Raw genomic sequence first — 12,766 nt, forward strand, 5'->3', positions numbered from 1 at the left:
TTCTACGCCGACAACACGCGCATGCTGTACGGGGACGGCGCTGAGGCGGCAGCGTCGCTGGTCAGCGAGCTGAAGGCGCTCGACGGCGGGCATTGAGCCGTAGCGGCAGGGGGGGGGCGGGGCCCCCCCGCCCCCCCCCCCCCGGCGGCATCGAAGTGACGACCCCATCTTCAGGCGGATAAGCGATAATCGCGCCATGAACGTTCATGTCTCCCCCGATTCGCTGGTGATCGCCGGCAAGACCTACGGCTCGCGGCTGCTCACCGGCACCGGCAAGTTCAAGGATCTGGAAGAAACCCGCCTGGCCACCGAGGCCGCTGGCGCCCAGATCGTCACCGTGGCCATCCGCCGCACCAACATCGGGCAGAACCCCGGCGAGCCGAACCTGCTGGACGTGCTGCCGCCGGAGCGCTTCACCATCCTGCCCAACACCGCCGGCTGCTACACCGCCGAAGACGCGGTGCGCACGTGCCGCCTGGCCCGTGAACTGCTGGACGGCCACAACCTGACCAAGCTGGAAGTGCTGGGCGACCAGAAGACCCTGTACCCGGACGTGATGCAGACCCTCAAGGCCGCCGAACAGCTGGTCAAGGATGGCTTCGAGGTCATGGTCTACACCTCCGACGACCCGATCCTGGCCAAGCGCCTGGAAGAGATCGGCTGCGCTGCGGTGATGCCGCTGGCCGCGCCGATCGGTTCGGGCCTGGGCATCCAGAACAAGTACAACCTGCTGCAGATCATCGAAGACGCCCGGGTGCCGATCATCGTCGATGCCGGCGTCGGTACGGCATCGGATGCGGCGATCGCGATGGAGCTGGGCTGCGATGGCGTGCTCATGAACACGGCCATTGCCGGCGCGCGCAGCCCGGTGCTGATGGCCAGCGCGATGCGCAAGGCGGTCGAAGCCGGCCGTGAGGCGTTCCTGGCCGGGCGCATCCCGCGCAAGCGCTACGCCAGCGCGTCGTCGCCGGTGGATGGGTTGATCGGCTGATGACCAATCCTTTCGACAGCGCTGGGTCCAAGGCCCCGCCCAAGCCGTTCACCGTCAGCGAGGGGCGCCGCGAGGTGCGCAGTTTCGTGCTGCGCCAGGGCCGCTTCACGCCTGCCCAGCAGCGCGCGTTCGACGAACGCTGGCCGCGCTTCGGCCTGGATTACAGCGGCCAGCCGCGCGACCTGGACGCCACCTTCGGTCGCCCGGCGCACAAGGTGCTGGAGATCGGCTTCGGCAACGGCGCTGCACTGCGCTTTGCTGCCCAGCATGACCCGTCGCGCGACTACATCGGCATCGAAGTGCACGCGCCCGGTGTCGGCCGCCTGCTGAACGCCCTGGCCGACGACAACGCCGACCACGTGCGCCTGTACCACCATGACGCGGTGGAAGTACTGCAGAACGAGATCGCCGATGGCGCGCTCGATGAAGTGCGCATCTACTTCCCGGACCCGTGGCACAAGAAGCGCCACAACAAGCGCCGCCTGCTGCAGCCGGCCTTCGCAGAGCTGCTGGTGCGCAAGCTGCGTGCGGGCGGCCGCCTGCACTGCGCCACCGACTGGGAAGACTACGCCGAACAGATGTGGGACGTGCTCGATGCGACCGCCGGCCTGGTCAACCGGGCCGGTCCGCGGGGCAGCGTGCCGCGCCCGGAATGGCGGCCGCAGACCCACTTCGAGACCCGCGGCCAGAAGCTCGGCCATGGCGTCTGGGACCTGTTGTACGACCGCACCTGACGATCGCCCGAGGACGCCGCGCCCCACATGGATACCGCGCTGACGCTGACCAACGACATGAAGCTCGTACTCGGGCTGGTCGGCTTCACGATGGCGATGTTCCTGTTCGAGCGGATCCGCGCCGACGTCGTCGCGCTGGTGGTGCTGGTGGTACTGGGTGTGACCGGCCTGATCGCCCCGGAGGAAATCTTCGGCGGCTTCTCCGGCAACGCGGTGATGAGCATCATCGCCACCACCATCCTCGGTGCGGGCCTTGACCGCACCGGCGCACTGAACCGGCTCGCGGCCTGGCTGCTGCGACGCGGACATGGCATCGAGCAGCGCCTGCTGATGATGACCACGGCCATCGCCGGCCTGAACTCGTCCTTCATGCAGAACCCGTCGGTGATGGCGCTGTACCTGCCGGTCGCCTCGCGGTTGGCGGCACGCACCGGGCTGACCATGCAGCGGCTGCTGCTGCCGATCTCGGCGGCGATCGTGATGGGCGGTGCGCTGACCATGGTCGGCAACTCGCCGCTGATCCTGCTGAACGACCTGCTGGCCTCGGCCAACAACAACCTGCCCTCCGGCCTGGCCAGCATCGAGCCGCTGCGCATGTTCGCGCCGCTGCCGATCGGCGTGGCGCTGCTGATCGCCTCGCTGCTGTACTTCCGCTATTACGGCGACCGCAAGCTGATCGAGGAAGAGACCCTGGTCAACGATGGGGTCACCCCGGCCCGTACCGAGAGCTACTTCGCCAAGACCTACGGCATCGAAGGCGATGTGTTCGAACTGGTGGTCACCGCCGAAAGCCCGCTGGTCGGCATGACCCTGGGCGAGGCCGAGAGCCTGCATGACGCGCCGCTGCTGCTGGCGCTGAAGACCGGCAACGATACGCGGCTGGCGCCACCGGCGGAAATGCGCATCTGGGTGGGCAGTGTGCTGGGCGCGATGGGTCCGCGCGAGCAGATCGGCGATTTCGCCCAGAACCAGTTCCTGCGCATGTCCTCGCGGCTGAAGCACCTGGGCGACCTGTTCAATCCCAGCCGCGCGGGCATTTCCGAGGCGGTGGTGCCGCCGACCTCGAACGTGATCGGCAAGAGTGCGGCCGACCTGCGCCTGCGCAAGGAGCGCGGCATCAGCCTGCTGGCGATCAACCGCGACAAACAGGTGATCCGCGAGGACGTGCGCGACGTGCAGCTGCGCGCTGGCGACATGCTGGTCTTCCACAGCATCTGGACCGACCTGGCGCAGGCCGCCAAGAGCCGTGACTTCGTGGTGGTCACCGACTACCCGACCGGCGAACAGCGCCCGCACAAGTTCAAGATCGCCATGGCGATCTTCGCGCTGACGATCCTGATCGCGCTGACCAGCAAGCTTCCGGTAGCGCTGACCCTGATGACCGGCGTGGCCGGCATGCTGCTGACGGGCGTGCTGCGGATGGACGAGGCCTATGCCTCGATCAACTGGAAAACCGTGTTCATGATGGCCGGACTGATCCCGCTCGGCTGGGCGATGGACTCCAGCGGCGCGGCGGCCTGGGTCGCCGGCCATACCATCGACAAGCTCCCCACCGGCATACCGGTGTGGGTGCTGGAGCTGGCCCTGGCGCTGCTGACAACGGTGTTCTCGCTGGTGATCAGCCATGTCGGCGCAACCATCGTGATGGTGCCCATCGCGGTGAATCTGGCGCTGGCGGCGGGTGGCAACCCCACCGCGTTCGCACTGATCGTGGCGCTGTCGGCCTCCAACAATCTGATGACGGCCTCCAATCCGGTCATCTCGATGATCACCGGCCCGGCCAACTACACCCCGCGCGAGATGTGGCGGGTCGGCGGACCGTTGTCGCTGATCTACACCTGTGTGGTGGTGCTGATGATCAACCTGATGTTCTGAGGGTCGGGTTCATCGGCAGGGCTGCGCCCTGCACCCCAGTAGTGCCGGCCGCTGGCCGGCAACCTCAACGGCAAAAGCGTGCATTTCGTGGGATGGCGGGGTGGGTCCGACAGATTTCTGCGATCTGCCAGAACGGCGTCGTGCACCGCTTTGGTAGGTGTCGACCTTGGTCGACACGGTAGATCCACGCCATGCGTGGATGCCTTTGCAGAGTCGAGCCATGCTCGACTGCTCCTGGCTTGGTGGGTCAGAGCCGTTCTCCTACGGAAAACGGAGCCGCCCCCCAGCCGGCCTCAGGCCAGGTAGACCTGCCCATCACGCACGTCCACCGGCACCGCGCGCAGGCGGTCGCCCTTGCAGGGGCCGGCGATGCAGTCACCGCTGTCCAACGCGAACGAGGCGCCGTGGGCGGCGCAGACCAGATGCCCCTCACGGCTCTTCAGGAACTGCCCCGGCGCCCAGTCCAGGCGACGGCCGGCATGCGGGCAGATGTTCAGGAAGGCGCGCACCTGTGCGCCGTCGCGATACAGCAGCAACGACTCGGCATCGCCCTCGACCACTGCTTCGACCTCGGCAAACGCACCATCGGCAATGGCATCAAGGGCGATCAGGGCAACAGCGGCAGTCATGGCGAAGGCTCGGACAGTAAAGAAGCATTGTCGCACGCCTGCTCAGGTGACTGGCTGCAGGATGAACACAAGTCATTGATTCGTAATAAGCACAGGCTATATTTAACGAGTTTTTCACTCAATGACAGTGCGGGCTCCCGATACTCTGGTTTCGCTGATTTCCCAGCCTATCGAGCCGCCATGTTCAATCGCGATTCCGCCTTCAACCAGTTCCGCACCCTGTTCGCGCCGCGCAAGCCGCGTCACCCGCTGGTGCGCGTTGCCGTGGGCCTGCTCGGCCTGGCGATCCTGGCCGCGATGGTGTTCATCGGCGTGTTCGTCGGTGCGGCGATGATCCTGGTCGGCCTGGCGTGGAAGCTGCTGGCCTCGCGCAAGGCGGGTGCAGCCCGACCGGTCGACCCGACCGTGGTCGAGGGCGAGTACCGGGTGGTGCGCAAGCCGGTGCTGCCGGCCTCGCGCTGAGCCCTGCCGGCCGGCGTGCCCGCTGACGGCGGGCGCCATGCGTTCTAGACTGCGGGCATTCCCTTCCTGGATGCCCGCATGTCCGACGTTTCCGATGTGATCCCTGCACCTGCCACGCCGCGTGTTCCGGTGGTGGGCGGTGGCAGCTTCCCCGTGCACCGCGTCTACTGCGTGGGTCGCAACTTTGCCGACCATGCGCGCGAAATGGGAGCCGCGGTGCCGGCGGCCGACGACCGCGGCCGGCCGATGTTCTTCAGCAAGCCTGCCGATGCGCTGGTGGTCGGCCATGACGATGCCATCCCCTATCCGCCCGCGACGGCCAACCTGCATCACGAAGTGGAGCTGGTGGTGGCGATCGGCCGTGATGCCCCGGCCGGCGAGCTTCCCGTGGCCGATGCCGAAGCGCTGGTGTACGGCTATGCCGTCGGCCTGGACCTGACCCGCCGCGATCTGCAGGCGGCCGCCAAGGAGAAGGGCCATCCCTGGGATGCCGCCAAGGGCTTTGATGCCTCTGCACCGATCAGCGAAATCGTGCATGCCGGCGAAGTGGGCGATCTGGCGGCGCTGAACCTGTCGCTGGAAGTCAACGGCGAAGTGCGCCAGCAGGCCCTGCTGGACCAGATGATCTGGAACGTGCCGGAAATCCTGCACGAGTTGTCCAAGCTGTGGCAGCTGCGCGCCGGTGACCTGGTGTTCATGGGCACGCCGTCCGGAGTGGCCGCACTGAAGCCGGGCGACCGTTTCAGCGCGCGCCTGGAAAACGTGGCCGAGCGCCACGGCGTGATCGCCGGCTGACACCACCTGCGCTACTCTGCGCGCTGTCCACATCCCCCACAGGAGAAAACACATGGGAGTGCTCACCGAATTCAAGGAATTCGCGATGCGCGGCAACGTCATCGACCTCGCCGTCGGCGTGGTGATCGGCGCCGCCTTCGGCAAGATCGTCACTGCACTGGTCGAGAAGATCATCATGCCGCCGCTGGGCCTGCTGATCGGCAAGGTGGACTTCTCGCAGCTGGCGTGGACGCTGTCGCCGGCACGCATCGGGCCGGACGGCAAGGAGATTCCAGCGGTGGTGATCGGCTACGGTGATTTCATCAACACCCTGATCCAGTTCGTGATCGTTGCGTTCGCCATTTTCCTGGTGATCAAGGTCATCAACCGTCTGTCGCGCAAGAAGGAAGCCGCTCCCGCCGCCCCGGCCGAGGAAGTGGTGCTGCTGCGCGAGATCCGCGACAGCCTGAAGAAATAAGGCGTAGCGCCGGGCCGTACCCGGCGAGCCCGCCGCATGTGAAAGCCCCGCTCCGGCGGGGCTTTCGCTTTGCCGGATGTGGCGGAAAACAGCGTTCGCTCCGGACATGACCTCCCGCCCATGCGCGCGTCTGAACGACTGTTAAGCTCCAAGGCTTGGTCCCTTCCCGGAGTTGTCCATGCGTCGCCGCGTCCTTGCCATCGCATCCTCCCTTGCCCTGCTGGCCGCCCCGGCCTTCGCGGCACCGCGCGCCACTACCCTGCCCCCGGCGTCGCTGGCCACGGCCGCGCAGCTGCGCGATCAGGCCCTGGCCGATGACACCGGCTGGAAGGTGGTCGAGTCGCTGACCACCGAAATCGGTCCACGCATCGCCGGCAGCGAAGCCGACGCGCGTGCGGTCGCCTGGGCCGAAGCCAAGTTCAAGGCCCTGGGTTTCGACAAGGTCTGGAAAGAACCGGTGACCTTCCCGAAGTGGGAGCGCCGCAGCGAACACGCCGCCGTGACCGGCAGGAACCCGCAGCCGCTGCAGATCACCGCACTGGGTGGCAGCCCGGGCGGTACCGTTGAAGCAGAGGTCGTGCGCTTCGCCGACCTGGCCGCGCTGCAGGCTGCGCCCGCCGGTTCATTGAAGGGCAAGATCGCCTTCGTCGATTACCAGATGCTGCCGTTCCGCGATGGCCGCGACTACGGCCGTGGTGGCGCGATCCGCAGCAAGGGACCTTCCGAGGCGATCCGCAAGGGCGCCGTCGGTTTCCTGATGCGCTCGGCCGGCACCGATTCGCACCGCGTGCCGCACACCGGCATCACCCGATTCGATGACGGCCTGACCCCGGTACCGTCCGCGGCCCTGTCGGTGCCCGATGCCGACCAGCTGGCACGTCTGCTGGCACGTGGCAGCACTACGGTGAAAGTCGCGCTGGACTGCGGCTGGGACGGTACGGCGACCTCCTACAACGTGATCGGCGAGATCACTGGCCGCACCCTGCCCAAGGAAGTCGTGGTGATCGGTGGCCATCTGGATTCGTGGGATCTGGGCACCGGTGCCGTCGATGACGGCGCAGGTGTCGGCATCACCATGGCCGCGGGGCATCTGATCGGCCAGCTCAAGCAGGCCCCCAAGCGCACGATCCGGGTGATCGCGTTCGCCAACGAAGAGCAGGGGCTGTACGGCGGCAAGGCTTACGCCGAAGCACATGCAAAGGACGTGGCGCTGCACCAGCTGGCTGCCGAGAGCGATTTCGGTGCCGGCCGCATCTATGCGTTCAATACCGGCTCGCCAAACCCGGAAGGCTCGCGCGAAGCGACCCGGCAGATCGCCGAGGTGATGAAGCCGCTGGGCATCGAGTACGCAGCCGACAAGGGCGGCCCGGGGCCGGATATCGGCCCGCTGGCGGCCAAGGGGGGCGCCTGGGCGTGGCTGGCACAGGATGGTTCGGACTACTTCCACCTGCACCACACCGCCGACGACACGCTGGACAAGATCGACCCCAAGGCGCTGGCGCAGAATGTGGCGGCATACACCGTATTTGCCTATCTGGCCGCAGAGGCCGACGGCAACTTCGGCAGTGAAGCCAAAGCGACGACACCGCCGAACGAGTGATGCGGCAGCGCCGGGCCATGCCCGGCGAGCGCAGCGGGAAAGGAGGTGCGGACCAAGGTCCGCACCCACCAGCAAGGATCGCATCCACCAGAGGGGATCGCGCCCACCAGGCTGGGTCACCCCATCTGCCTGGACAATTACCGTTCCCACGCGCAGGTGTTGCGAACACCAAGCCGGTGCGGATCGAACAGGGGATCCGTCCCCAAGCGACGGTGGTGTTCGTAATCGCGCAGCGCGGCCAGCGCCGGCTTCTGCAGCAGCAGGATGGCGAAGATGTTCAACCAGCTCATCAGGCCCACGCCGATATCCCCCAGCGACCAGGCGACCGTGGCACTGTTCAGCGCCGAGTAGCCGGTGGCCAGCAGGAACAGCAGCTGGAACCCGCCTATCACCCACGGCATCGGGCGGTCCCGGCACAGGTAACTGATGTTGGTCTCGGCCATGTAGTACAGCGCCAGGATGGTGGTGAACGCAAAGGGCAGGATGGCCAACGCCACGAATGAACGGCCGAAGCCCGGCAATGCCGATTCCACCGCGTGCTGCACGAAACGCGGTCCGGCCTCGACGCCCGGCAGATTGCCCAACAGCAGACGCGCATCATCCGGAATGCCGTTCACCGCCGGGTCGTAGACGTTGTACAGGCCGGTCGAAAGAATGAGGAAGGCGGTCGCACTGCACACCACCATCGTGTCGATATAGACCGAGAACGACTGCACCAGGCCCTGCTTGACCGGATGGGAGACCTCCGCTGCGGCCGCCGGGTGCGCACCACTGCCCATGCCGGCTTCGTTGGACAGCACGCCGCGGCGCACGCCCCACTGGATCGCCGTGCCGATCATGGCGCCGAACGCTGCGTCCATGCCGAAGGCACTGCGCAGCACCAGCGCTGCGACCTCCGGCACTTTGTCCGCGTTGAGCACCATTACCATCGCGGCCACCAGCAGATAGGCGATCGCCATCAGCGGTACCAGCCACTGGGCGACACCGGCGATGCGGCGTACACCGCCGACAAGGATGGCACCCAGTGCAACCAGCAGTGCGCCGGTGGTGAACACGACCGGTACGTCCCAGGCTTCATTCACCGCGCTGGTGATCGCATTGGACTGCGTACCCGCCAGCATCGCGCCGGCCAGCACGGCGACCAGTGCAAACAGCACCGCATACCAGCGCTGGCCCAGTCCCTTCTCGATGTAGTAGGCCGGGCCACCCCGATACTGGCCACCGGCATCGCGATCCTTGTAGATCTGCGCCAGCGTCGATTCGATGAAGGCGCTGGACGCACCCAGGAAAGCGACAACCCACATCCACAGGATCGCACCGGGACCACCGAAGGCGATGGCCATCGCCACACCGGCGATATTGCCAACCCCCACCCGGCTGGACAGCGACAGGGACAACGCCTGGAACGGGGAGACCCCTGCATCGGACCGCTCATGGCGGAACACCAGGCGCAGCATGTCAGGCAGCGCGCGCAGCTGGATGAAGCGGGTGCGCACGCTGAAGTACAGGCCGGCGAGCAGGCACAGCACCACCAGGTAAGGGCTCCACACCACGCCGAGAAGGGCATTGACGATCGATTCGACGTTCATCGCGCCCCCTCAGAAGGACATGCCCAGGGCGACCTGGGGGCTGATGAGGCGGGCGGCATTGCGGCCGGCCACCGTGACCTCCACGCCGGCGATCAGGCCAAGCGAGGGACTGAAGTGGTACTGCAACGCAGGGGCGAAAGTCAGCGCACGGCTGGCCGGGCGCCATTCGTCGACGCGCGCGATGGCGCCGTCCGCGCCGGGAGCGAAGCCGCTGAGGCGTCGCCGGGTCTCGCGGCTGGCCGCCACTTCCATCACCGCTACCCAGCGGGGGTTGACGCTGTATTCGGCGCCGATCGACAGGCCCAGTACCGAACCGCGCGCGATGTGGCCCTGGAAGCCCGCGGCGGTACCGTACACGCTGGCACCGGTGAGGGCCGTGCGGGAAGGCGCCGGACCCGCACTGAGCTGGGCACGCCAGCGCAGTGGCCGCTCGTTGCCCAGCCACACCACCTGCTGCACGCCCAGCGCGGCAACGGTACGCTGCACGCCGTCACCCTGCGCGTCGAGCGGATTGCCGGTGATGCGGTCATGGCTGCCCGTGCTGAAGCGCTGCACGAGCGCTACTGAAACCGCGGGCCGGGTGCCATCCGCATTGGCCGCCTGCAGCAGATACTGCAGGCGCGCAGTGGTGTCACCCGCGCGGAAACCCCGGCTGTGGGCGGCACCGGATTCGGCGCGCGACGCGCTCAGGTTGACCTGGCCGGTGATCCGCTCACCCAATCCATAGGCGATGGGCACCACCACCGTCCAGCCGCCACTACGTTCACCGCTGCGCTGGCGCTGGCCACGGTCATCGAAGTGATCACGGCTGTCGACACGTACCAGATAGGGTTCGATGTAGCCGTGCCCCTTCGGCATGCCGGCCGGATTCGGGGTGATCAGCGGACCCGTGAAATTGACGCCTTCCAGACTGCGTGCGCTGGCATGCGCATCGACGGGCGCAAGCAGGCTTGACAGCGAGAGGAGCGCGCCGAGGGCGCAACGATGACGACCATGCATGTGGAACACCTTGCCTGACAGGAATGGAACTCCAACCTGCGTCGAGCAAGAGGGCGCAACAATGAGGCAAGTTTCAAAAGCATGCTTGATCGGAAAAATCAGGCTGTACGCAACGCAAGACGACGCAATCCGCCTTAAGCCGCCTTGACGCTGCGCGACGTCCCCGGTGGTCCCGCCGGCACATCGCGCAAAAGAAACCCGGCCACGGGGGCCGGGTCCTGGCAGCCGATGGCGGCGACCGGTCCGTCAGCCGTCGCGACGGCTCGCCCACTGCGCCAGCAGCACTGCGGTGGCCGAGGCCACATTTAGGCTCTCCACCGCGCCACTGCCGGGAATGGAGACCTGCAGGTCACATTCACCGGCCAGGTCGCGGTCCATCCCCTCGCCTTCGGCGCCCATGACGTAGACCAGACGCGCCGGCAGCGACGTGCGGAATACATCGTCACCCCCATCGACGAGTGTGGCCGCCAGACCGAAGCCAGCATCGCGCAGCTGGGCCATCGCCTGCGGGGTCGCAGGCAGCTGCACCAGCGGCACTGCTTCGGCACCGCCTTCGGCCACGCGGGCAGCCGCACCGGACAGCGCCAGCGTGCTGCCGGCCGGCAACAGCAGCGCCTTCGCGCCGAAGTGCGCCGCCGAACGTAGGATCGCGCCGAGGTTGTGCGGATTGCCTACGCCATCCAGCCACAGCGCCAGTGACGGGCCTTCGCCGATCTGCTGCAGCCACTGCGCCAGCGGCACGGTCGGCGCACGCAGCACGTCGGCCACCACGCCTTCGTGGTGGGTGGTTCCGGCCAGCTTGTTCAGATCGCCCTCCTCGACCACGCGGTAACCCACGCGGTTGGCCACGCACCACTTCAACAGCGGCTGCAGTCGCGGAATCCGGGCCTCCAGCAGATACAGCTTGCGCAGTGCCTGCGGCCGCGCTGCGAACGCGGCCAGCACGGCATTCAGGCCGTACAGGCGCAGCTCATCGCTGCCTCCGCGTCCACCGCCGCCCGTTGCCGGCAGGTCCGTGCGCGGCAACGGTGTGGCGCGCGGCGGACGAGCGGACGGGCGGCGGTTGTTCCAGGGGTTGTTCACTTACACGTTCTCCTGCTTGCGCTGGCGCCAGAAATCGGCGTTCCGGATGCCCAGTGCATCGGGATCGAACGTCGGATCCAGGCCCAGCTTCTTCTGTCGTTCGTAATCGCGCAGCGCCAGCATCGCGGGCTTCTGGATGATGAAGATGGCGATGATGTTCAGCCAGGCCATCAGGCCCACGCCGATGTCACCCAGGCCCCAGGCCAGGGTCGCGTTGTGGAACGCACCGAACACCACCATGGCGATGATGCCCAGGCGCAGACACAACACGGTCAGCGGACGGTGCTTGTTGTGGTTCACATAGCTGAGATTGGTCTCGGCCATGTAGTAGTACGCCATGATGGTGGTGAAGGCGAAGAAGAAGATCGCCAGCGAGACGAACGACGCGCCCCAGCCCGGCAGCACGGCTTCAACGCCGGCCTGCGCATAGCCCGCCCCTTCCGGAATGCCGGCCAGGCCCTGGAACACCGGAGCCGCGCCTTCCACCGGCGAGTACACGTTGTAGGTGCCGCTGGCCAGGATCAGGAACGCGGTGGCGGTACACACCATCATGGTGTCGAAGTAGATCGCGAACGCCTGCACGTAGCCCTGCTTGGCCGGATGCGAGACTTCCGAGGCCGCCGCCGCGTGCGGGCCCGAGCCCTGTCCGGCTTCGTTGGCGTAGATGCCGCGCTTGACGCCCCATTCGATCGCCAGGCCCATCATCGCGCCGAACGCCGCATGGGTGCCGAACGCGCTGTTGAAGATGATGCCGAACATCTCCGGCACCTGGTCGGCATTGAGGATCATGATGACGATGGCCATCAGGATGAAGGCCGCCGCCATGAACGGCACCACGATCTCGGCGAAGGTGGCGATGCGCTTGACGCCGCCGAAGATCACCACGCCCAGCAGCAGCGCGACCACGATGCCGATGCCGAGCTTGAGCGCGGCAACCGATTCCATGCCGAAGGCCTGGCCATCCAGCGGCCCGCACAGCGCACCGCCACGGCAGGCATTGATGATGCTGTCGGCGATGGCATTGGCCTGCACGCCCGGCATCAGAAAGCCGGCGGCGATGATCGTGGCGATGGCGAAGGCCATGGCATACCACTTCAGGCCCATCGCCTTTTCAATGTAGTACGCCGGGCCGCCACGGTAGCGGCCTTCGGCATCCTTGGTCTTGTAGATCTGCGCCAGGGTGCATTCCACATACGAGGTGGATGCACCGAGGAAGCCCATCACCCACATCCAGAAGATCGCACCGGGGCCACCGAAGGCGATGGCCGTGGCCACGCCGGCGATGTTGCCGATACCCATGCGCCCGGCCATGGACATGGCCAGCGCCTGGAACGAAGAAACACCGGCGTCGGACTTTTCGCCCTTGACGGTGAGGCGGCACATTTCCACGAAGCCGCGGATCTGCATGAAGCGGGTGCGGACGCTGAAATAAAGGCCGGCCGCCAGGCACACGAAGATCAGTGCCTTGCTCCAGATGATGCTGTTGACGAAATGTACGGTAGCTTCCACGCGCGCTCTCTCCAGTCGGCGGGGTGAATGGACGTCCCGTCGG

The 12,766-nt window shown here is 66.8% G+C and carries 12 protein-coding genes; 7 read left to right on the top strand and 5 right to left on the bottom strand.

The window, feature by feature from the left end; translation table 11 throughout:
• The first annotated feature begins 196 nt into the window (after positions 1-196).
• Genes ACVOMM_RS07155 through ACVOMM_RS07165 form a run of 3 tightly spaced genes read left to right on the top strand, consistent with a single transcriptional unit; the run spans position 197 to position 3,600 of the window.
• Positions 197-991, top strand: a complete 795-nt coding sequence (locus ACVOMM_RS07155; RefSeq protein WP_053517058.1) for a thiazole synthase — start codon at positions 197-199, stop codon at positions 989-991.
• Entirely contained in the window at positions 991-1,725 is a 735-nt protein-coding gene (gene trmB / locus ACVOMM_RS07160; RefSeq protein ID WP_053517060.1) for a tRNA (guanosine(46)-N7)-methyltransferase TrmB, read from the top strand. The genes ACVOMM_RS07155 and trmB overlap by 1 nt, the downstream gene beginning before the upstream one ends.
• A 27-nt stretch (positions 1,726-1,752) precedes the next feature.
• On the top strand, positions 1,753-3,600 hold the full coding sequence (locus ACVOMM_RS07165; protein ID WP_053517063.1) for an SLC13 family permease: 1,848 nt from the start codon (positions 1,753-1,755) through the stop codon (positions 3,598-3,600).
• Between the two features lie 293 nt (positions 3,601-3,893).
• On the opposite strand, the gene ACVOMM_RS07170 is transcribed toward ACVOMM_RS07165, so the two are convergent.
• Positions 3,894-4,229, bottom strand: coding sequence for a Rieske (2Fe-2S) protein (locus ACVOMM_RS07170; protein WP_053517065.1), 336 nt, complete (start codon positions 4,227-4,229; stop codon positions 3,894-3,896).
• 180 nt (positions 4,230-4,409) lie between these two features.
• On the opposite strand from ACVOMM_RS07170, the gene ACVOMM_RS07175 reads away from it, so the two are divergent.
• The 4 genes from ACVOMM_RS07175 to ACVOMM_RS07190 all read left to right on the top strand — a co-directional run bounded on the left by ACVOMM_RS07175 (position 4,410) and on the right by ACVOMM_RS07190 (position 7,543).
• The gene (locus ACVOMM_RS07175) at positions 4,410-4,691 is read left to right on the top strand and encodes a hypothetical protein (protein ID WP_065181654.1); all 282 of its coding nucleotides are present in this window, start codon (positions 4,410-4,412) and stop codon (positions 4,689-4,691) included.
• A 78-nt stretch (positions 4,692-4,769) separates the two neighbouring features.
• Positions 4,770-5,486 carry a fumarylacetoacetate hydrolase family protein gene (locus tag ACVOMM_RS07180; protein ID WP_065181655.1) on the top strand — a complete coding sequence of 239 codons (717 nt, stop codon included), beginning with the start codon at positions 4,770-4,772 and terminating at the stop codon, positions 5,484-5,486.
• Positions 5,487-5,538: 52 nt separating this feature from the next.
• On the top strand, positions 5,539-5,943 hold the full coding sequence (gene mscL, locus ACVOMM_RS07185) for a large-conductance mechanosensitive channel protein MscL (protein WP_053517072.1): 405 nt from the start codon (positions 5,539-5,541) through the stop codon (positions 5,941-5,943).
• Positions 5,944-6,121: 178 nt separating this feature from the next.
• Positions 6,122-7,543 carry a M28 family peptidase gene (locus ACVOMM_RS07190; protein WP_053517073.1) on the top strand — a complete coding sequence of 474 codons (1,422 nt, stop codon included), beginning with the start codon at positions 6,122-6,124 and terminating at the stop codon, positions 7,541-7,543.
• Between the two features lie 137 nt (positions 7,544-7,680).
• Here ACVOMM_RS07190 and ACVOMM_RS07195 read toward each other — a convergent pair whose 3' ends face one another.
• The 4 genes from ACVOMM_RS07195 to ACVOMM_RS07210 form a co-directional block, all read right to left on the bottom strand.
• The gene (locus ACVOMM_RS07195) at positions 7,681-9,132 is read right to left on the bottom strand and encodes an alanine/glycine:cation symporter family protein (RefSeq protein ID WP_253120043.1); all 1,452 of its coding nucleotides are present in this window, start codon (positions 9,130-9,132) and stop codon (positions 7,681-7,683) included.
• Between the two features lie 9 nt (positions 9,133-9,141).
• The gene (locus ACVOMM_RS07200; RefSeq protein WP_481526064.1) at positions 9,142-10,131 is read right to left on the bottom strand and encodes a hypothetical protein; all 990 of its coding nucleotides are present in this window, start codon (positions 10,129-10,131) and stop codon (positions 9,142-9,144) included.
• Between the two features lie 246 nt (positions 10,132-10,377).
• Entirely contained in the window at positions 10,378-11,214 is an 837-nt protein-coding gene (locus tag ACVOMM_RS07205; RefSeq protein WP_065175762.1) for a TrmH family RNA methyltransferase, read from the bottom strand.
• Positions 11,215-12,723 (bottom strand): alanine/glycine:cation symporter family protein, encoded by a 1,509-nt coding sequence (locus ACVOMM_RS07210; protein ID WP_065175761.1) that lies wholly within the window; start codon positions 12,721-12,723, stop codon positions 11,215-11,217.
• Positions 12,724-12,766: the final 43 nt, after the last annotated feature.

This window comes from Stenotrophomonas sp. STEN009 (assembly GCF_056760395.1).